19 protein-coding genes and 1 riboswitch are annotated in these 21,393 nt (G+C 51.4%); of the genes, 5 read left to right on the top strand and 14 right to left on the bottom strand.

What is annotated here, in order from left to right; translation table 11 throughout:
* Positions 1-92 precede the first annotated feature (92 nt).
* A complete protein-coding gene (locus ACZ481_RS06500) occupies positions 93-1,127 on the bottom strand; it encodes a nicotinate-nucleotide--dimethylbenzimidazole phosphoribosyltransferase (RefSeq protein ID WP_464769351.1) in 1,035 nt (344 codons plus the stop codon).
* 123 nt (positions 1,128-1,250) lie between these two features.
* Positions 1,251-1,450, bottom strand: a riboswitch (cobalamin riboswitch).
* A gap of 296 nt (positions 1,451-1,746) precedes the next feature.
* Here ACZ481_RS06500 and ACZ481_RS06495 point away from each other — a divergent pair.
* Positions 1,747-2,904, top strand: coding sequence for an iron-containing alcohol dehydrogenase (locus ACZ481_RS06495; protein ID WP_464769350.1), 1,158 nt, complete (start codon positions 1,747-1,749; stop codon positions 2,902-2,904).
* A 55-nt stretch (positions 2,905-2,959) separates the two neighbouring features.
* On the opposite strand, the gene eutJ is transcribed toward ACZ481_RS06495, so the two are convergent.
* The 7 genes from eutJ to caiT form a co-directional block, all read right to left on the bottom strand.
* Entirely contained in the window at positions 2,960-3,781 is an 822-nt protein-coding gene (eutJ, locus tag ACZ481_RS06490) for an ethanolamine utilization protein EutJ (RefSeq protein ID WP_464769349.1), read from the bottom strand.
* A gap of 153 nt (positions 3,782-3,934) precedes the next feature.
* Positions 3,935-4,978 (bottom strand): glycerophosphodiester phosphodiesterase, encoded by a 1,044-nt coding sequence (locus ACZ481_RS06485; protein WP_464769348.1) that lies wholly within the window; start codon positions 4,976-4,978, stop codon positions 3,935-3,937.
* 71 nt (positions 4,979-5,049) lie between these two features.
* Positions 5,050-5,649 (bottom strand): DedA family protein, encoded by a 600-nt coding sequence (locus ACZ481_RS06480; RefSeq protein WP_464769347.1) that lies wholly within the window; start codon positions 5,647-5,649, stop codon positions 5,050-5,052.
* A 148-nt stretch (positions 5,650-5,797) separates the two neighbouring features.
* Positions 5,798-6,445, bottom strand: a complete 648-nt coding sequence (gene mtgC / locus ACZ481_RS06475) for a glycine betaine-specific corrinoid protein MtgC (RefSeq protein ID WP_464769346.1) — start codon at positions 6,443-6,445, stop codon at positions 5,798-5,800.
* Positions 6,446-6,521: 76 nt separating this feature from the next.
* The gene (gene mtgB / locus ACZ481_RS06470; RefSeq protein ID WP_464769345.1) at positions 6,522-7,946 is read right to left on the bottom strand and encodes a glycine betaine--corrinoid protein methyltransferase; all 1,425 of its coding nucleotides are present in this window, start codon (positions 7,944-7,946) and stop codon (positions 6,522-6,524) included.
* A 56-nt stretch (positions 7,947-8,002) separates the two neighbouring features.
* The gene (gene mtgA, locus ACZ481_RS06465) at positions 8,003-8,923 is read right to left on the bottom strand and encodes a [methyl-Co(III) glycine betaine-specific corrinoid protein]--tetrahydrofolate methyltransferase MtgA (RefSeq protein ID WP_464769344.1); all 921 of its coding nucleotides are present in this window, start codon (positions 8,921-8,923) and stop codon (positions 8,003-8,005) included.
* A 27-nt stretch (positions 8,924-8,950) separates the two neighbouring features.
* Positions 8,951-10,549, bottom strand: a complete 1,599-nt coding sequence (caiT, locus tag ACZ481_RS06460; RefSeq protein WP_464769343.1) for an L-carnitine/gamma-butyrobetaine antiporter — start codon at positions 10,547-10,549, stop codon at positions 8,951-8,953.
* 353 nt (positions 10,550-10,902) lie between these two features.
* Between caiT and ACZ481_RS06455 the strand changes: the two genes are divergently transcribed.
* The 3 genes from ACZ481_RS06455 to ACZ481_RS06445 all read left to right on the top strand — a co-directional run bounded on the left by ACZ481_RS06455 (position 10,903) and on the right by ACZ481_RS06445 (position 13,277).
* Positions 10,903-12,357, top strand: a complete 1,455-nt coding sequence (locus tag ACZ481_RS06455; protein WP_464769342.1) for a sigma-54 interaction domain-containing protein — start codon at positions 10,903-10,905, stop codon at positions 12,355-12,357.
* A gap of 126 nt (positions 12,358-12,483) precedes the next feature.
* On the top strand, positions 12,484-12,621 hold the full coding sequence (locus ACZ481_RS06450) for a hypothetical protein (protein ID WP_464769341.1): 138 nt from the start codon (positions 12,484-12,486) through the stop codon (positions 12,619-12,621).
* Entirely contained in the window at positions 12,588-13,277 is a 690-nt protein-coding gene (locus ACZ481_RS06445) for a DUF1638 domain-containing protein (protein WP_464769340.1), read from the top strand. The genes ACZ481_RS06450 and ACZ481_RS06445 overlap by 34 nt, the downstream gene beginning before the upstream one ends.
* Positions 13,278-13,393: 116 nt before the next feature.
* Here ACZ481_RS06445 and ACZ481_RS06440 read toward each other — a convergent pair whose 3' ends face one another.
* The 6 genes from ACZ481_RS06440 to cooS form a co-directional block, all read right to left on the bottom strand.
* Positions 13,394-14,029, bottom strand: a complete 636-nt coding sequence (locus ACZ481_RS06440) for a nitroreductase family protein (RefSeq protein WP_464769339.1) — start codon at positions 14,027-14,029, stop codon at positions 13,394-13,396.
* A gap of 14 nt (positions 14,030-14,043) precedes the next feature.
* Positions 14,044-14,592, bottom strand: coding sequence for a gamma carbonic anhydrase family protein (locus ACZ481_RS06435; protein ID WP_464769338.1), 549 nt, complete (start codon positions 14,590-14,592; stop codon positions 14,044-14,046).
* Between the two features lie 402 nt (positions 14,593-14,994).
* Positions 14,995-15,450 carry a desulfoferrodoxin family protein gene (locus ACZ481_RS06430; RefSeq protein ID WP_464769337.1) on the bottom strand — a complete coding sequence of 152 codons (456 nt, stop codon included), beginning with the start codon at positions 15,448-15,450 and terminating at the stop codon, positions 14,995-14,997.
* A 722-nt stretch (positions 15,451-16,172) separates the two neighbouring features.
* Complete coding sequence (locus ACZ481_RS06425) at positions 16,173-17,024, bottom strand: YitT family protein (RefSeq protein WP_464769336.1); 852 nt, start codon at positions 17,022-17,024, stop codon at positions 16,173-16,175.
* A 182-nt stretch (positions 17,025-17,206) separates the two neighbouring features.
* Complete coding sequence (locus ACZ481_RS06420) at positions 17,207-18,052, bottom strand: methyl-accepting chemotaxis protein (protein WP_464769335.1); 846 nt, start codon at positions 18,050-18,052, stop codon at positions 17,207-17,209.
* 452 nt (positions 18,053-18,504) lie between these two features.
* Positions 18,505-20,631: an anaerobic carbon-monoxide dehydrogenase catalytic subunit gene (cooS, locus tag ACZ481_RS06415; RefSeq protein ID WP_464769334.1), complete on the bottom strand. Its 2,127-nt coding sequence runs from the start codon at positions 20,629-20,631 to the stop codon at positions 18,505-18,507.
* A 161-nt stretch (positions 20,632-20,792) separates the two neighbouring features.
* Here cooS and lepB point away from each other — a divergent pair, with 161 nt between their 5' ends.
* Complete coding sequence (lepB, locus tag ACZ481_RS06410; protein ID WP_464769333.1) at positions 20,793-21,356, top strand: signal peptidase I; 564 nt, start codon at positions 20,793-20,795, stop codon at positions 21,354-21,356.
* Positions 21,357-21,393 lie beyond the last annotated feature (37 nt).

Here is a 21,393-nt window from a genome sequence, read left to right as displayed (position 1 = left end):
CCCTGTATTGCTACTTATTTATGGAGAATAGTTTTGCTATAGGACTGGTCATTTCCTGCCGCAGCCGGTAAATAATCCTCGAAGAACAACTGTTATATGGCTGCCAATTGTTGAGAATCAGGGGGCGTCAGCGCAAAATCCGCTAATCTGGCCGTATTATACACAGCAAAGGCCATGGTCCTCAGCAGAGAAATCATTAAAATGGCGCCAGTCCCCTCTCCCAGCGCCATGCCGGCCCGGATTGGCACATCATCGGCCAGAATATTGCCCAGCAGCATGGCATAGGCCATTCCCGGCTCCTTCGACATATGCGAAGGCAGCCCGTAATGCTCAACCTCTTTGTTGATCCTGGCGGCGCAGGCAAAAGCAACGGCCGTAATAAACCCGTCAATAACAAACGGGGTTTTGCGCCTGGCACAGGCGCTCATTCCGGCACAAATCGCAACAATATCCAGGCCGCCGACGCAGCGCAGAATATCCTCGATCCTGGTAAAGCTTTCTTTATGGCGTTCAACGCCTTTGGCCACAACCACACATTTTCGCTTCAACAGCTCACTGTTGGGGAGACCGGCACCATAGCCCACGACAAACTCCGGCAAAATCCCGGTCATCGCGTGCAGGACAGCCGAAGAGGTCGTGGTATTGCCAATTCCCATTTCCCCGAAAGACACCAGGTTGGCGCCGTGGGTGGTAATGGCCTGCTCAGCCATTTCCTCGCCGACCTGCCAGGCCTGGTTAAATTCGGCCGGGGTCATAGCCTCGGCTTTCATAAAGTTCTGCGTTCCCCAGGCAACCCGGCGGTTCACGCCAGCCGTCTGCGGGTTATTGATGCCGATATCAACGACGGTGTAGGGGACCTGATTAGCCTTACAGAAACAACTGATTGTAGCCCGTCCGTCCACCATATTCTGCGCCTGGAGATAGGTGATTTCCGCCGGGAAATTAACCACCCCTTCTTCCACCACCCCATTATCGGCGGCAAAAATCAGATGGTAAGGCTTGATCTCCGGCTGCAGGGTGCCCCAGGCCAACAACATCTTCTTAAAAATTTTTTCCAGCAGCCCCAGGCTGTTGGGTGGTTTGGCCATACCATCGATCAAATCGTCAACCGCTAATTGATAATCCATACTAACTCCCCCTGCTTTTTTATTTTCCCGCTTGAGAATACAATAAAAACACCTGGCCCAAAAGGGCCAGGGTTCTATTTGCATAAAATCCAGTCCTTCTGGTACTACCCCTGGCGCGGAGGTAAATAACAGCCGTAACAGGCAGGTCTCCTGGCTTACGGTTCACCGGAACACCCTTGCCTTCCCGCGAGCGGTGGCTTGGACTGGGCATTCCTCCCCGATTACAGTGGCGCGACCGCGTCGTTTAAGGATTGTCAGCAATCCTTCCGAGCTTCCCTATTCTCCCCTCTAAACAGAGGGGCACCTGTATGGTGGAGTATATTTAGTTGTTTGTTTAGCACATTCTACAGATACAACCATTATCCTGTTGCCGCAAACGGTGTTCGCAAGATGTTAAAGCATTTGATCAAAAAAGTACTATGGCGCCAGGCGGCAATAAATGACGCCGCCGCTGGCGAACAAATATAAGCTATTTTTGTCTGTAACAGCAAAAATAGTTGCCAGTAGCCGGATTGTATCATTTTTTTGCTAACATCCGGCTATTTGCCGGCACGAGTCTTGCACAAACTACCAAACAATGCTATTGTTTTAAGAACTTATGTACAAGGAGGCTGAGTAAATGAAAAAAGTCAATGAATATTTTATGACACCGATTAGCATCCTCGGCACCGACTGTATGGAACGAATTGCCGGGTATATTAAACCGATGCTGTTTAGAAAAGCCCTGATTGTCAGCGACAAAGTATTGGTTGACACCGGGCTGATTGACAAACTTCTTAACTTGCTCGACTCTGCGGGAGTATTTTATATAGTGTATAAGGATGTTGCTCCTAATCCCACCGTCGCCCAGGTAAATTACGGTTTAAAACTGCTGCGGGATAACGGCTGCGATTTCCTGATTTCTTTTGGCGGCGGTTCCCCCCATGACTGTGCCAAGGCCATTGCCCTGCTGGCTGCCAACGGCGGCGAAATCGGCCAGTACGAGGGATTGAACAAATCCAAAAAGCCGGCGATGCCGCTGATTGCCATCAACACAACCGCCGGCACCGGCAGTGAGCTTACCCGCTTTTGCGTCATTACCGATGAAGATCGCCACATAAAAATGACGATTAATGACTGGCATGTTACGCCGATTATCGCCGTCAGTGATGCGGCCTTAATGATCGGGATGCCGCCGGGGCTGACGGCGGCAACCGGCATGGACGCCTTAACCCATGCCATTGAAGCGTATGTGTCAACAAATGCCAGCCCGGTAACAGACTGCAAAGCCGTAAAAGCGGTGGAACTGATTGTCGGCAGCTTACGGACGGCCTATCGCGACGGCACTGATTTACCCTCCCGGGAAGCCATGGTGTATGCCGAATACCTGGCCGGCATTGCCTTCAATAACGCCAGCCTCGGCTATGTGCATGCGCTGGCCCACCAGCTTGGCGGCTTTTATAATCTGCCCCACGGGCTCTGCAATGCCATCCTGTTGCCGGCAGTTATGGAATTCAACCTGCCGGCAGCCGTAACCAGGTATGCCGATCTGGCCCGCGCCGCCGGGTTGGAATCCGGCAGTTGCTCCGCCGAAGCAAGCGCCAAGGCGTTTATTGCCCTTGTCAAACAACTCAACCGGGATTTGGGCCTGCCGGCACAACTCCGGGAGCTGCGGGGCTTTCAGGCGGAAGATATTCCCCAGCTGGCGGAAAATGCCTTGCAGGACGTCTGCTGCCTGACAAATCCCCGCCAGGGCACCCGGGAGGATATAGAGGCAATATACCGTTCTATTTTGTAGATATAGATAAATATATGCCCTGCAGATCAAAATTATCTGCAGGGCATATATTTTTTTAACCAAACATTGCAATACCGAGTGGTGTAACCAGCAGAGGATGGGGCGGCACATGCACCTCCCGACCGAAAGCCTTGCCGAATTCGGCCTCAAAGCCCTGCAGGTATGCGGTGCCGCCAACCACATACACCGGATAATCGTCAAACTCGGCCTGGCCGGCCAGCATATTTTTTACCACTGTCGCCATTTTCTCAACCACCGGCAATACAACCGGCATAATCCGGCGGTGCTGGTCTGCATCCCGCTTCAGCAGTTCGGCCTCCTCAAAGGTGATTTTATACGCCCCGGCTAAAACCAGGGATATATGAGTGCCCCCGGTCGGTTCATCGGCCGTAAACACCAGCTCGCCCTTCCTTAAAACGGCAATGCCGGTAGTCCCGCCGCCAATATCGACAACAATGCCATGATCAATCCCCAGGGCCTTTGCGGCTGCCACCGGCTCATCAACCTGACAGACCGGCTCTAAGCCGGCACCGGCAATCACATGGCCGCAGGCCATGGCATTCCGCCCCACCGTACCGGGCGGAATAGCCGTGGCCCCTTTAGTCAGCTCAACCCCCATTAAGGCTTCCACCTCGGCCTTTAACTCTTCAACAATGACCATTGCGCCGCGGAAATCAACAACAAGGCCATCCTTGACCACGGAAGCCCAGCGCATATTGCCTGCGACCGGATTGCCGGCCCTGTCGGTGACCACCAGCACAACATCAGCCGTTCCCAGGTCAACGCCCACCTGATAAGGGCCTGGCAAAGCAGCCACTGTTTTTGTTTCAATCAGTTCATTCAGTTTATGAATCTTTTCATAAGCCTTCACCGGCATTTCCTCCTTGCACCCGCATTCAAGCTTTCTTTCCCTAAATTATCGGTAAATACCTGTCATCGTAACCATAAATAAGTGCCGGGTTATTTGAATTTCTTGCGCAAAAAAACTGCCCCTTCGCGGTTGTCTGAGTAGAAAGCGGTTGCCGTCATGCTATTTGGCAGCGCCGGCCGCTAAACCGGTACCGGTATGATAAGGGCTGCCGGCATTGACCGTTGGCGCGGCTACGGCCATTCCCCTATGGAGCAGCAGTTCCCGCAGCAGCCATGGTTTATCAGTGATAAGCCCGTCTACCCCCATATCAATCAGCATACTCATCTTGTCGCGCTGATTTACAGTCCAGGGCACAACCTTCATGCCCAGCGCATGGGCTTCACAAACCAATTTATGCGACAATTCTTCCCAGTACGGCGATACGGCATCGGCCCCAGCCGCTTTGGCCGCTGGTACATAATTGCCTTTGAAGGTGTCAATATCCAGACCGGCCAGCCAGGGCGAGGCGCCGGACGCACCCGGCCGACCGCGCAGGCGGCCACACCCCCGGGCAGTCTGGTCACAGGCAAGGGCAATCAGGGTAATGGCCGGATCCAGTTTTTTCATCACCTGCAGCGTCCGCCAGTCAAAAGACTGGAGCATAACCCGCTCCTCCAGCCTGTATTTTTTTATAATTTTATAAGCCTTATTTACAAATACAGCCGGGTCAGGGCTATTCTTAGCCGCCGGCAAAGTTGGATCAGGGTATGTCTTCGTCTCAAGGTTAAACAGGACTTTATCATCGCCATAGTCCCTGGCCAAGGCAAATACCTCTTCCAGGGTAGGCATTTTCGCGCCCGGACAGGCTAGCTGGGTTTTGCCGTGATCTTCATAATAATCACCGGCGGCCGGATTCATTTCGCCAAGATCAAACTGCCTGATCTCGGCCAGGGTCATTGTTCTGATATCATGTTTCCCGGCTTTGACATACCGGCCGTCCGGACCTTTAGCCAGACTAGGGTTCATAAAGGGATCGTGACTGATAACAATGCGGCCGTCTTTAGTCATTTGCATATCCATTTCCAGGGTGGTTACCCCCAGTTCCAGGGCATAAGCAAAGGCAAACAGCGTATTTTCCGGCCTGGCATCACGGCCGCCGCGATGAGCCTCGGCATCGAATATCTGTATACCGGCTTTAGCCTTAACCATACTCACAGTCGGCATATTCACCCCCGCGGTAGCAGTGCCGCCGCCCTACTACCTGCTATTATATTATCTTTATAGTAACATACTATTTATAACCGGCGCAGCACATAACCGCCGGCAAAGATAATAATAATAATCAGGCCGGCAGCGGCCAAGCCGGCGTTTGTCGCCAAACCGGACAGTTGCTGCCAGTTATGGCCCAGGCCCAGGCCTAAAGAAATAATAGCACTGCACCAGACGGCGGAGCTGATCAGGCTGCCGGTCATATACGGCCTGGTCTTCATCCGGGCAAAGCCGGCAGTCAGGGGGATCACCCCCCGGATAACAGGCAGCAGCCGGCCGATCATTAAGGCGGCAATGCCGTAGCGATTAAGCCAGTAGGTAAGCCTAGCCAGCTTGTCCTCGGCCGGCAGGAGAAAATATAAGTATCGGGCCACAATCCGGGTACGGGCAAAATAACCGACACCGTAACAGAGCACAGCCCCCAGCAAATCACCGGCCGTAGTGGCGGCAATCGCCCGCACCAGCTCCACCTGACCGGTGTATACTAAATAGCCGGTAAACCCCAGTGTCAGTTCGCCCGGCAAGGGTACGCCAATACCGGCCGCCAGCATGGCTCCCAGCAGTACGGCATAGCTGTGAGCACCTATGCTGTTAAAAACCGCCGGCACCGTCAGTTCTATAGGCATGGAATATCATATGCCTCCCCTATCCTGGCAAAGGTTATACGCAATACCATTAGTATTGCCGGTTAGGCCGCTATATAACTATGGCGCGAGGAAAAAAACCGGCCTGCCTGTTGCAGTTGCAACAGGCAGGCCGGTTTGTATATTCAGTTTAGCCGGCAATCAGTTTATCGCACAGCGTTACGGCTTCGTCAGCCGTCTCAGCCCAGGCATCGGCGCCGATCTCATCGGCAAAGGCCTGACTGGTGGGACCGCCGCCAATCATCACCTTATATTTATCCCGCACGTTTTGGCCTTTAAGATATTCGATAATATTCTTTTGCGCCGCCATTGTGGTGGTTAACAAGGCCCCGGCGGCAATCACGCTGGCGCCAACCTCTTCCGCTTTGGCCAGGAAGTTCTCGGCCGGCTGGTCGATACCAATATCATACACCTTGTAGCCGGCAGCCGTCATCATGGCGCCGACGATATTTTTGCCGATATCGTGAATATCACCGGCAACCTGACCGAGAATAATCTTCCCCTTAGCATCGCCACCGGTGGCTCCGGATTCGGCAATAACCGGCTCCAGCAGATCAAGACCGAGTTTCAGGGCATCGGCGGCCATCATGACGTCAGGCAAAAAGGCCTCACCTGCTTTCCACTTGGCCCCCAGCTCTTCAATCCCCTTGATAAGGCCGTTTTCAATCGCTTTGACCGGATCAACCTTTTCATCAATTACCTGCTGGACATACTCGTTCACCAGGTCTTCATCACCTTCAAGCACAGCCTGTTTAAGGTTTTCAAAAATATCTGCCATTTTCATATACCTCCGTCATTGTTTGTTTTTTTATTTTTCTCTATTTTCGTATGCTCCTGGGAAAACCAGGCCGGCTTTATAACTCAGCCGTTCTTCTCTTTATGAAGGCCTGCAAGGCCTGATCGATGCTGCTATCCAGCGCCGGTGCCTGGTATTCGGCCAGCAGCATGGCCTTCCATTTCCGCTCAGCCCGCCGGTTCGTGTCCAGCCGTTCTTTCCCCCAGCCGTCATAGGACAGGCGGTCACTGAGTGTTGCCGCCCTCAGTTCTTTGGCATGATTCTGCCGGGTATGCTTCTGGGTCAGGAAATGCCCGCCCGGTCCGACCTTGGCAATGACATCAAAGGCAAACTTATCCTCAGAGAATTCGATACCGCGCAGATACCGCAGGATCATCCCGGCAATCTCATTATCGACAATAAATTTCTCATAAGACATGGCCATAAAGTATTGCAGGATACCGGCGGTGTGCAGGACAAAGTTAATCCCGGCCACACTGGCGGCCATTAGTGTCAGCATTGATTCATAGCCGGCCTGGGCATCCACAATCTTGGCATCGCTCAAACCGCCGCCGCCCCGGCTCGGGACCCGGTAAAACCTTGCCAGTTGCGCGCTGGCCGAGGTAAACATTGCCCCTTCCGGATTGCCGATGGACAGGGAACCGGTCTGCATATCGGTAATCGCTGAGGTTGAGCCGTACACTACCGGTGTACCCGGGTTAATGCTCTGGGCCAGGGTGATGCCGGCCAGCACCTCGGCATTCTGCAGGGCTAACGCGCCGGCCATTGTTGCCGGGCCTGTGGACCCGGCCATAACCAGGGAAGCGATAACTACGGCCTGACCGGCCTCGGCATACGCCATCAGGGCGCCCAGCATCCGGTCGTCATATTTCAGGGGGGTAACCGAGTTGACAAGGCAGATCAAAGCCGGTTTTTCCTTGATGACCTCCCGGCCGCCAAACAGGATTGCGGTCATTTCGATATTATCCTGCGCTTTATCGTAACCGGAGGCGCTGCCCATAAAGCATTTGTCCGAATGGATGATAGAGCTGTAGGTCATTTTCAAATGCCTGATCGAATCAGGCACATCGTTCGGCTCGGCAGCGTTGCCGCCGGTCATGTGCATCGGGGGGCTCAGGTGCGCCAGTTTTATGAAATTATCATAGTCTGTCATATTCGAGTTGCGCCGGCTGCCGTCGGCTTCATGAATAAACGGTGCGCCGTAGCCGGGCATAAAGATAATGTTTTCCCCGCCGACCACCAGGTTATGCTGCGGGTTGCGCGCATGGAGCGAAAACTCGGCCGGCGCTTTAGCCACCTGCTCCTCGACAAATTGCCGGGAAAAATATACCCGCTGTCCTTCCACTCTTTGGCCATGCGCCTTCAGCACTTCCAGCGCCGGCTGATAGGAAAACTCCACACCGATCTCACTCAAAATTCTCATCGTTTGCTCATGAACCTGATCAACCTGTGCGGGTGTTAATACATTAAATTTCGGAATCATTTGCCAACACCTCTCTCTTTCATGTTATATCTCCACCGGAGAGCAGGGCTTCCCGCTTAAAACAGCTTTAATAACGGATGCTCCGTTGTCCCCAGCTTGGTACCGGTAAGCTTGGTGGTATAACCCATCATGGCATCGGTTGTCGCAATGCCCCGGTATACCCAGGGGGCATTCATAATCGGACCGTACAGGAGAAAATCGGCGCCCTGGGTGACAGGATAGGTAAAGACCGCTGTTCCTGCCGCCTCAAAATACGGCGACCCTTTAGACCGCATCTTTTTCCACAGATATAAGGCATTAGACGGGGCGCAGCCGCCCGGATAGCCTAGTTCCTCTTTTACATCGTAAATAGCCTTGGTTGTCCAGCTGTTGCTGGCCACATCCAGCACCCCCGGGTCTACCAGCAGCTGCTCAACACCGGCTCGTTTGGCCGCCGCTATCAAGCCCTCGCTCTTGCCGTCGCCCTTCAACAACTTCAGGCGGCTGGTTGGTTTCAGGTGTTTTTTACTGAAGGCCAGCACGACTGCGGTCTTGATGCCGAACTCCTTAATAACCTGCAGTTCCTCTTCTGTATAGTTTTCTTCAATCGAATTATAGATCAGCCGCTCCGTAATAGCCGGGTCTTTCCCCAGCAATTTCAAAGCCCCGGTCCGGATCTCGGGACTAACGCTGTCCAGCAGAAACGGGGAAGAAGTATGGCGGAGGATGAATTCGGCATGGCGGGCCAGCGCCTCCGGCGTATCACCCAACACATCCACAATCCGGGGATTACCAGTCTCGGCGCTCAGCTCAGCCTCCTGATCCAGCAATGCTTTGGCCTCGGTCTCATTAAAAAGGCCTTTGGCTGCGTCCTCGACAATCTTATGGCCCCTATAAAATATGCTGCCGATCAGGACTGTCGGGAACTCTCCCGGCTGGCCCCCGATCTTTACACCATTAATATCATACACATGTTGTTCTGCAGTAAATCTGAACATCGGTTCACACTCCTATCCGGTTTTTGTCTACGCTTTGATATTTTCATTGTCCGGCTTAACTGGCCGGCCAGTCTCCTTACTGTCCCCTGCAGCCGGCAGACCCTCAGGCTTGGCCGCCTCCGCAACATCCCAGTCACGGCCTGCTGTTTTAATAAAGCCGATCAGAATAATCGCCATAATAAACATGGTTGGGAAGGACCCGGCAACAGAGGCTGCCTGCAATGGTTTCATGCCGCCCAGGAATATGAGCGTGAGCGACAGGCCGCCCAACACCAGCGCCCAGAATACCCGGTTCCATTTGGCAGGTTCTTCACCGGCTTTTAATTTTTCAGTAGTTACCATGGCGAGAGTATATGCTATACTATTAATAACCGTTGCTGTCGAGATAAACAATAACACCAGAATAATCGGCAGAATGACCGGGGCAAAGGGCAGAGTCGCAAATATTTCCACAATCGCCCGTGGTACGCCTTCATTTTTTATAGTTTCAGCAAGGTTTAACACGCCCCGGGCCTGCAAATCCATGGTATAGTTGCCAAAGACCATAAAATAGGTATAAACACAGGTAATACCGGAGAAGGTGGCCCCCAAGGTAAACTCCCGTACGGTTCTGCCCCGGGAGATTCGCGCCAGATAGATGCCGGTACTCAAAGCAAAGGCCGTAAACCAGGCAAAATAAAATATGGTCCACCCCTGGGGGAAGCCGGATTTCTGCACAGGGTCAGTGTACAGGCTCATTCTAAAGTAGTTATTGAACATGACGCCCAGGCTGTCAAAAAAATTGTTGAACATAAATGCCGTCGGGCCTGCGATCAGGACAAACGCCAGCAGGGCAAAGCCCAGATAGTTTCTGAAATCGCTTAATTGCCGGATGCCTTTGTCCAGCCCCCCGTACACACTGATGCCGATAATGACCGTCCAAATAACGAGGATGGCGCCATCCAGGCCCAGCGTATGGGGGATGCCGGTAATCTCGGTAATAACCTCGCTCAACAGCGGCGTCCCCAGGCCGACTGAAGTGCTGATCCCGGCTATGATCCCCACCATATAAAAGATGTCAATGGCTTTACCCACATAGCCGCCGGCATAGCGGCCAAGCATGGGTTCACAGGCCGTGCTGGGGCGGAATACCTCTTTACCCTGCACGAAAAACAGGTAGCCGAATACAACGCCTACACCGACATAAAGGGCATAACTGCTGGGTCCCCAGTGAAACAGGGGGTAGGCGGTCGCCATAGCGGTAGCCTGCGGTGAGAGCGGTTCCAAACCAAAAGGCGGCGCCGTCAGGTAAAAGTAAAATTCAATCGGGCTCCAGTACAGGATTGCAGCCGAAGTACCGGCGGAGAACAGCATTCCCAGCCAGCTTAAGGTGCTAAACTCCGGTTTTTCGCCGCCAAATCTCTTATTGGCAAATTTCCCAAATATAAAGTAGAACACTACCCCCAGGTTGGCCAGAACAAAGACTTCATAGGCCCAGCCCATCTGGCCGGTCAAAAAGGAGAATACGGTGTTAACGGCATTGGTTGAGGCCTCAGGATTAGTAATAATTGCCCCGCAGATCACGGCAACTAATAATAACGGCGGCCAAAACAACATTTGATCAATCTTTTTTTCTTCTGTACTCATTGCACGCCCCTCCTGACTACAATTTACATGGCTCCGATTGTACTGTCTGCCTTAATCCCCTCCTCTTCTGTGTATGATTTCACCATTTAAGTATTGCAATTATCATGCCATAATGGCAACAAGGCTTGAACAGACCCCGGAATAGTTTGACTTTTATGAAAAATTGTCATATTGCCGGCAAAGATTTTTATCTTTTTTAAACCGTAGTGTGCCTAGCCAGTGAAGAATTATTTTTCACTTATTCCGAATAAACAGAATATTTATCAGGGATTTACGTAAATGAAAAAAATTTTTTCACCGAAAAAATTTTTTTCTCTAAAGCCAGCTGTATATAGTGAAGGGGTGATCTTCATATGCTTGAATGTAAAGAAAAAAGCTGGGAGGAATTAAGCCGGGAAAACAGGCTGCTGCACGAAATCATCGACGCGATATCGGAAGGTGTATATGCGGCCAATAAAGACGGAACGATCATGATTTATAACCAGGCCTTTGAAAAAATCGAGGCTACCAAAAGATCGAATATGTTAGGCCGGAAGGATGTTGACGTCTATTCGCTGCCCTTGCCAAACCTGCAGCGCCTGGCCGTGCTGCAAAGTAAAAAACCGCTCCTGGAGCAGTACATGACCTATCATTTATATACCGGTAAAAAGGTGGATATTGTTTACAATTCCTACCCCTTTTTCGAAAATGGCGAACTCACGGCGGTATATTCCATTAACCGGGATATTCCGTCTATCAACGAGCTGTTAACCAAGGTTATCAACTGTTTTGATCAGAGCAAATCAAAAAACCGGCCTAACGGCACCAGTTATACACTGGATGACATTGTCGGCATCAGCCCTTTAATCAGGCAGGCGGTCAAACAGGCCCGCCGGATAGCCGCGACCGCCTCGACAGTAATGATTTATGGGGAAACCGGTACCGGTAAAGAGCTCTTTGCCCAGGGAATCCATAATGCCAGTGCTTATAGTTCACGCCCCTTCATCGCCGTCAACTGTGCCGCAATCCCGGAGACCCTGATGGAGAGCCTGCTGATGGGTACGGTAAAAGGGGCTTTCTCCGGCGCCATTGATGCCCCCGGACTCTGTGAGCAGGCCGAAAACGGCACCTTGTTTCTGGATGAGATCAACTCACTGAGTATTCCGTTGCAGGCCAAGCTGCTGCGCTTACTGCAGGATAAAAAGGTACGGCGGCTCGGCGACAAAACCGAGCGTAAAATCAACTGCCGCATTATCAGCGCAACCAACCAGAATCTATATGAAGCGGCCGGCAACGGCTCCTTCCGTGATGACCTTCTCTACCGTTTAACCCCTGTTGTTTTACAAATCCCGCCGCTCAGACAGCGCCGGGAGGATATTCCCGTACTCGCCCGGGAATTTATTGCCCGCTTTAACGAGCAGCTGCATTTAGCAATTCACCAGATCTCCCCCGACCTGTTAGAGCTGTTGTCCCTGTATAAATGGCCGGGCAATGTGCGGGAGTTGGAGCATGTCATTGAAAGTGCCATGAGTATTGTTGAGAATACGGCCACCGAGGTCGTCCTGGAAGATTTGCCATCATTTTTAGTAAAACGCATGCTGAATAATTTAGCAGAAAAAAATCCCGCGGACCTGTCGTCAGCCGACATAGGCGTCAAACCGCTGGCCGAATACCTCCGGCAGTGTGAAGCGGATGTAATACACAAAACACTGAAACTAACTAACGGCAATGTAAGCGACAGTGCCAGGCAACTGGGCATTTCCCGCCAGGACCTGCATTACCGCCTCCGTAAGCTGGGCATCAAATCCTCAACCTACAAACAGAGTTGACAAAATAACTAAGCGGCTTCCAGGCGTAACAGTATTTATTTTTCAGCCTCCCTTTTTCAGCGCCTTAGTTGGCATAATATTTGCTATATTTTAATAATATGATCTGTACCCAAGGAGGGCTGAAAAATGTCGAAAACTACCCACTGGCCTGTCATCGAAGATTTACCCTTAACGCCTTTTGGTAAAAAATCGGCCGTTTATACCAGCAAAGCCGGAATGGGGTGGTGCGAATGCACACAATGTTACTGGCCTGCCAGACAATGAAGGCGGAGGTTGAACTGGCTATGGAGCAGTCAGGTATCAGTTATCCTGTATTTTATTTTGAATCCGGCCTGCATAACTACCCGGACGAGCTGCGCCGGCAAGTCCAGGAACAAATCAACGGACTGGGCAGCGTGTCAGTCATCCTCATGGCCTTTGGCTGCTGCGGCAATGGCCTGACCGGCATCAGCGCCGCCCGGGCCACCCTTGTCATTCCCCGCATTGATGACTGCATCACCTTACTGCTGGGATCGACCAACGCCCGTAAAAGCATCCACGATGAAATCCGCACTTATTTCCTGACCAAAGGCTGGCTTGACCCGGACGGCAATATTATGTGGTCCTATAAAGACTGGGTTGAGCAGTACGGCGAGCAAAAGGCCCTGCGGCTGGTAAAAAAGATGCTGCACCATTACACCCGGTTTCTCATAGTCGATACCGGTTCCTATGATATCGACGCGATGGTAAGTAACGTCCAAACATTCGCCGCCAGGCTGAATATGGAATACGGGGTGGTTCCCGGCTCCCTGCGGTTATTGCAAAAACTGCTGACAGGCCCATGGGATGAAGAGTTCATCGTGCTTAACCCCGGCCGTAAAACCCGGTTACAGGATTTCTATCCGGCATTAAATGAAAACACGGCGTGCGCCGAGCCTTAGCGCCGGCGGCAGCCGCTGTTGCCCTTAGCAGGCGGAAAATGATACTTCTTACTGGATAACAAAACAGGCAGGCTGCTCATTTGATAAGCAGCCTGCCTGTTTGTATGCTTATGGCGTTACCGTAAAATTGTCAGCACATCTTCCAGCGGCTTGCGCGGCGTGGCGGTAACCTTGTCACCGGCCGGAACCCCCAGCGGGGTCATGGCGGCCAAATGGTAGCCGTCTTTGACAAAGCCGACATACCTGGATATTTCCTCCGCCGCATAGGTTGGACCGGTCATCCAGCAAGTACCATAACCGCTGTTGGCGGCAGCCAGCAGCAAATTCTCCATGGCGGCGGCAATATTCTGGATCCCCGGATTGGCCCGGGCGTATTGTCGGGTCTCGCTTTCAGGCATCATGCCGTCGGCCAGCAGCATATCAGCAATGGTTTCATAAGGACCGGCATACACCAGAATCAACACCGGCGCCCCCTTGAAAACGGTATGATAGCCGACAGTACCCCGAAATCCCTTGATTTTGGCCTCATCCTTTAAATACGTGCTCAGCTCGGCATTCTTGACTTCAACCAGCCGGGCAATCTCGGCAATTTTGTCTTTATTGGTTACAACAACAAAATGCCAGTTCTGCTGATTTTTGCCGGAAGGAGCCTGGACAGCGGCTTTAATCAGCTCTTTAATGGTTTCCTCAGGTATTTGTTCATCGGTAAATTTCCGTACACTGTGGCGTGTATAAATAAAATCAAAACTCATTGCAACTTGCCTCCCTACACTATTTTTTCACCATGATAGCTCTCGCCGCCGGCCTCCGGCAACACCTTGTAGCGCTCAGACCACAACGTTTTGTATTTTATCGCCTGCGCATGAATACTGTCCCACTCTGCCGGCACTGATTTAACAATTTTCGCCGGCACCCCGGCTACCAGCGAGTGCGGGGGAATTACCTGGTTCTCTCTCACCACGGCGCCGGCGGCGACAATACTGCCCTTGCCGATAACGGCACCGTTAAGCACAACTGCCCCCATGCCGATTAAACAATGTTCTTCAATTGTGCAGCCATGAATAATGGCGTTGTGGCCAACGGTAACATAATCGCCAATCAGGGCCGGATGCGCATCAGCAACATGAACAACACTATTGTCCTGGATATTAGTATACCGGCCAATCTCAATCCGGTTTACATCGCCCCTGGCAACAACATTAAACCACAGGCTGCTGAATTCCCGCATTGTCACGGCCCCAATCACCCGGGCGCCATCGGCAATAAAAATCTTTTCATCAAGAGTTGGTGCGATTCCTTCAAATTCTTTAATCATTGCTGCATCTCCTTCTGTCACGGGGGACGGTTACTTGAACCTAACAAGCGCCCTCGTTCTCCCGGTTACACTATTTCAGCCGCTTGCCTCTTGCCGCAGCGAAAAGCCTGTTTGCCTGGACAAAAACCTGCTGCCACACCTCAAATCACCCCAAGCATTCCGTTGTTTATTTTATATCAGCAGAGTCTATTCTATGTTTAACAATAATTGCCGCAATATAACAGTCGCGTATTTGACTTTTCACCTTAATGATTCCCATAATTTATCTTTACATATAATTTTTAGCCTGTCAAGAGAACTGCCCCCTGCTACCGGCGGAGGTACTTTCTAAATGGGACTGAACGACAAAAAGGATGCCGTCAGGGCATCCTTTTACACCTCTGTTTTCCGGAGCGGAAAACATCAGTCCTTCTGCTTTTTAATATTTGCTTTCCATAAGCCATGGAGATTGCAATACGCATAGATATCCGCCGCGGCCGCATCACCAACACAGAAAACTGATGCCGCAGGCTGGCCTGCTGCCAATTTTACCCTTTGGCTCGTGTTACCGGCAACCACAGTCACCCACTCGATAAAATGCTCGGCGGTCATGGGGTGCGGTATACTCCCGACCCGGACTGTCAGTTTGCCGTCTTCAGTAAATGCAGCCTCAGGCAGATGTTTTTCGGTTGAAGCCTCTACGGTATTGGGTTCCAATAATTCCATCGCTTTGCCGCAGCAAGCCACTTGAGCATCGGCAATTGAGCAGGTGCTTGCATAAGAATGACCGGTACACACCAATTGTTTTTTTCCCATTTCCACGACCTCCAGCGTATAACCGCAGGCCGGACATTTGTATATCCCTAAATTCTTTCCCATTATCCCTTCAACCCCTCTCTCCACTGTCCGCTTTCCTTAACCCGGTGTCGCTCGCATCCGTTCCTCACCCGGGCCACATACTCACTTAGCCGCTTGCATATATTTAGTGATTGCTATTCACTGGCTGTTATGTACTGCAGATACTTTTTCAGCTACTGCTTTCACCTCCTTTTGTTTCTGCTCCGGCAGACTACCGGCCTTTAATTGCCCTGCGTTCTTATTAGTTAGAATATTAAAAAAATTACTTCTCGTATTATTATTTTAAAATAGATACCGATAAACTGTCAATCTTTATTAAGATCATATATTCAGTAAAAATTACAATAAAAGTGCGTAAAAAATCACCATTTACACAGCCAAATGGTGATTTTGTGAATTGTGCCGGTCTTATTGTTTTTTGGACTTACTGCCAAGCAGCTTGCATGATTTATAATACAAGGCCGCAGTCCAGCCGACCCCCACCAGGATTAACAACATAAGCTCCTGTCCGCTCATACGAATGCACCTCCGTTTATTTGAAGGCGGACATCCGGTTAGAAGGAGCTTCCCAGGGCATAATCGGTTGCTAGCATTATCGAACCTTTCTTTAACTCGAAAAGCCCGGTCCTCCTAGTCACGCCAGGAAGTTATTCTGGTTGGTTGGCCGTATATCAGTATTGTACCGCAAATAATGCCTGACAGCAATAAAAAGCTGAGAAAATATTGTGCAAAATTTGCGCTCATCATAGTTGGCGGGAGTTGGGCAGCGTAAAGCCCCGTCCCATAACTTCAGCCGCGTCCTGAACAATCATAAACGCCTGCGGGTCAGACTCGTGGACAAGCTGTTTAATCTTCGCAATCTGGGTAAGGCTGACGACGACAAACAGCACCTGTTTGCTTTGATGAGTAAAAGCGCCTTCGCCGTTAAGGATAGTAACCCCCCGCCCAACCTCTTTTAGGATGGACGAAACAATACTGTCCGTATTGTAGGAAACGATAAAGACCGTTTTCCTGCGGTTAAAGCCCTCTACTACCTTATCGGTCAGGTTAGCGGTGACGAACATGGCAAATAGGGTCAGCATGGCCAGCTTAAGCCCGAATAACAGGGCGGCAACCACCATAATAACACAGTTAATGGCAAAACCAACGACCCCAAAATTAAGCGAATAGTATTTTTTGACAATGGCAGCAACGATATCGAGGCCGCCGGCATTGCCATTGACCCGGAAAATAAGGCCGCTGCCAATCCCGGAAATCACCCCGCCGGTCAGGGCGGAGATGATCGGGTCATCAATAAGGTTGTACTGCGAAAAAAACCGAGTGCCATCGACGGCCACAGAAAAAAAGATGGTGCCAAATATGGTGTTGATCGTATAGTCTTTTCCCAGCAGCCGGTAGGCAGCATAAAGCAACGGGATATTCATCACAAAGATCTGTATACCGATCGGCAGGCCAAACAAAAAATAAAAAATGATAGCCAGACCGGAAATCCCGCCGCTAAGCAGGTGATGGGGGACCAAAAACCCATTAATGGAAATGCTGGCGATAATACAGCCGACAGCTACCCAAAAGTATTGATTAAACTTATTTCGCATACTCCCTCCAATTATTACTACATTCATTTTACCCCTAATAGGATTCTACCATACTGTAAAAAAATCCGGAATACCTTACTTTTTACAGGCAGTTTCCTCTTGCTTCACAACAGAAAACTCAGCACACAAAGCACTGAGTTTGTCCCGTTATTGTTTGTCCGTCCGCTGGTTACAACTGCCGCTCACAGCTTCTCTGCCATGTTTTCCAGAATGCCGGCAGCGGCATTAAGTTCCTGAATGGAAGCCGTTATCTCCTGGATAGCTGCAGCCTGCTCCTCGACAACCGTATTCGCCTTATGAATGCCCTGGCCAATCAAACTGACCTGGGATTGAACCCGCTGCAAAATGGCATTGATCTGGCTGATGCTGTCATTACTGGAGCTTGAGAGTTTCCTGATTTCCTCGGCCACCACACTGAACCCCCGCCCCAGTTCACCGGCCCGGGCCGCCTCAATCGCGGCATTCAGACCTAAGAGATTGGTTTGGCCGGCGACATTTTTGATAAAAGCTACCACCTCATCTGTATTCTTAGTATCGCTTTTAGCTTCCTCCGTATACTGCAGCAGTTCCCGATTAGAAGTAACCAAATCCTGAATCCCGGCGGCTACATGGCTGATCCCGTCGGTAATCTGCCGGAGCGAGGCCGAGAGATTGTTGGCCAGATTATAAACCTCCCGCTGCCGGTTAAGACTTTTCGCAATGCCAATGGTCCCGATTACCTGGCCCTGGCGGTCTTTCACCGGTACATCAATTGATCGCACATCAATCCCCACTACTTCCTTGGGTATTACCATCGACATGGCCGCTGCCTGCTCGATCGCCTTGCAGGAAGCTGAGCCTGCCGGCAGGGGATCGCCGTCTTTAACATTAACCCTGATGTTGGGGCTGTGCAGGATTGTCAGGTATTTTTGCTTATCTGTCACCGACAGGGTAACATCATCCTCAAATAGCTGCTTGAGATAGGGCGCCAGCAGGTTAAAGGCCTCTAACACCGCCTGCATATCTATTTTATGCTCATGGTCTTGCATGAAAACCCCTCCTCCTCACTCAATATCCAACCAACCGGTTAACTAAACGCTATAACAGTTATATTATAGCTTATCTCCGCCAGGTAAGCGAATCTTTTCCATAATTATACGGCATATGTGACGCGGCTCACAGTGCCGGGAATTCTTTCGCATTATACTGAAGGTAAGCAGAAGTGAGGGAGGTCATTACCATGGCAGATAGAACAAATCTGACAAGACAACATTCCTAAGCCTCCCTGAATTATATATTTCAAATTACTATTGCATATTTCATACCATCCTTGCGCAGCCGGCAATACCAGGCTCTTCCCCCCTGCCCATGCATTAAAATGTTTCAAGCGCAATAATTGTGTGCGCATTATTTTTTTGCTGAGGCTGATCAAGCAAAAAAAGATTGCCCCGGCTCCGCTAAAGCGATACCGTGGCAATCTTTTTTGGGTTAGCCGGTCCAGCTAATTCAGACCCAGCTCTTTGCGTTTCTTTTCAATATGGTCCACATAGATCTGCACCGTCTTGTCGGCGCTGGTTTCGACCGTGAGTTTGCCAAGCCCCAGGGTTTCGGTGGTTTCGGTCAGCGTCTTAACCACCAGATCGCTGCCGGTAACCGACGGTACCGGGGCAACATGCACCAGCCAGCCTAAAGCAATGGCGGTACAGGCATCGGCTACCGCCTTCTGCTCCAGGTATTCGGGAGCGCCGATAACAAGCGGCAGCTTATTGGTATCCACATCCAGCGCATCGGCAATCTCCTTGGCCGTTTGCGTCATTTTGCCGATATCGACACAGGCGCCATAAGAAAGCACCGGCGGAATGCCCAGGGCTTTGCACACCTCCTTCAGGCCGGGTCCGCATTCCTCAGCGGCCTGGGGATTGGTTAAGCCGGTGTATTCCATTACTGAAGACGTACAGCCGCCGGACAGAATCAGGATGTCCTTTTCAATCAGGCCTTTGGTGATGCGGAAAATATTGCTGCCTCCCTGGCCATAGCGGGCGGTGGTGCAGCCGACGATGGTGGCAATGCCCCGGATTTTGCCGGCAGCAATGGCATCAATCAGCGGTTTCCACGAGCCGCCAAGCGCTTCTTTGACCGACTCGGTGCTGAAACCGATTATGCAGTCCTCGGAAACGTGGGGGGGAATATAGACCTCGCGATTTTCCGCTTTCCGTTTGCCAAAAGCGCTGATGGCCATATCGAGAATTTTTGCCGCCTGCTGCTTCATCTCCGCCGGCTTGAATTCAACGACCTCAGTGCCAGGCATGCGGATGACTTCATGGGTGCTTACCATTGCTGTGCCGAACCGTTTGGCATAAAGCGGCAGGGTGGGAATGGTGCAATTATAATCAAACATAAACAGGTCTACGGCCCCGGTCGCCAGGAGATACTCCTCTGAGAGCCACTCGCCCTCCTGGCCGGCATAAGCGCTCATGACCCCGGTATCACCGTAGTTGAGCAGCTGCTGCCCCTCGCAGACATGGCCCAGCACCTGCAGGCCGCTGGCTCCGGCCTGCCGGGCCTTCTCCTGCCACTCAGGCGTGGAAGCCAGCTCAATAACCACATGGGCAGTAAGCGGCATATGGCCGTTGGTAATAATATTGACCTTGTCTTTTTGGAGCAGCCCCATATTCTGCTTGGCCGCCCGGATTTTCTGGGTGCCCATAAGGATTTCCTGCAATATGTCAAGAGCGAACAGGCCCTGGTATTCATTAATGATGCCCAGCCGGACCGAGGTTAACAGAAAGTCGACCGCATCGGCATTGAGGTTAGTCATACATTTTGTTTGCGCAAAGCCAACTTCGCTGAAGCCGCCGCCGGGGAAGATATTCAGCTTACGCCACAGTTCCTGGCGTTTGGGCGGGGCAAATGTTTTCACCAGCGCCGCTTCTTCCCAGTAGGGTTTGCCCATGTCGGCCAGCACCCAGTCGGCAAAATCAACCGCAACTTTATTTACATCCTCATGGCTGTTCAGGCCGGCCATTTCCGCGTATTTCAACAGTTTTTGGCTGTCCCGTATCTTAAGGCCGCTGTCAGGCTTTTCAGCCGCGGCTTTCAGGGCCCGGGCCGCCTGCTGGGCATGAAAAATATTGGCCGAGACGCCAATCGTTACATGGCGGTACACAAAATTCCTGGCTACCATGACATCGGCATCCACGCCGCAGTTGCCGCGGGGGGCTTTGGGGCTGATCCGGCAAGGGCCGTTGGCGCACAACTGACAGGACAGACCGGAGGAACAGAAACTGCAGCGAATCTTCTCCTGTTGCTCAAAGCGGTCAAACACATTGGTCAGGCCTTGCGCATGAACATGCTGGTACATCTCGCGCATGGCCGGATCGAGGATGACATTGAGCGGAAAACCGTCCTTGGTCTGATCATGCACCTTGATATGTTCCCGCTGCCACTTATGTACTTCCGGCATGGAGGCCGGGGCTTTTTCAATATCGTAATATTTCCTGGCATTATTATGCACGTCAAAATGCCCGTCCGGATGGTTCGTGCTGCTGGCGTCACCTTTATTAGGCACTGATTCCACATCACCGCGGCTGGTCGTATCATCACTTTTGATTAGAGTCTCATTAGCCATACAGTTCCTGTACCTCCCCTTAGATTTCTGATGTTAGTTTATTACCAAAAAGGCATTTTTATATACAGGCCTGCCAATAATTCCATGGTCCTTATTCGCAATAAGCCTTGCCCCCGGTAACAGTATCTGTTAAAATTTTAAATAGTAGGGGGAATTCAATAATGAAACTCATAAAAGAGATTGCCGACTGGGCCTACAGCCTGGCTGTGGCCTTAGCCCTGGCCATTGTGATTAACGCCTTTGTCTTTCAGCCCACCCGGGTGATAGGAAGTTCCATGGAGCCCAACCTGCATAACAATGATTATGTATTTGTGTCGAAGTGGTCCCACACCTTTGCCAATGCGCCTGACTATGGCGACATTGTTATTATTGACAGCCGCGTATTCCGGGAGCGCAGCGTAAAAGACGACCTTGCCGACCCGGTCTCCACGTACCTCAGTGTTGCCAAACTGGCCGAGGTCGACAATCATATCTGGATTAAGCGGGTTGTCGGCAAGCCGGGCGATACCATTGAAATCACGGACGGAAAAGTATACCGCAACGGCACCGAGCTTGACGAGCCTTATATTAAGGAAGCCATGCGGGCCGCCGCTCCGAAAAAGGTTACGATCCCGCCAAACCAGGTGTATGTATTAGGCGATAATCGCAACAACTCCAGTGACAGCCGCTATATCGGCCCAGTCCCGGTCAGCCATGTACTGGGAAAAGTAGTCATGACCTTATAGCAAACAGGCAGGGTGCATATCACACCCTGCCTGTTTT

The organism is Sporomusa intestinalis, assembly GCF_055383785.1.
This window is presented reverse-complemented; position numbering and strand designations above follow the sequence as displayed.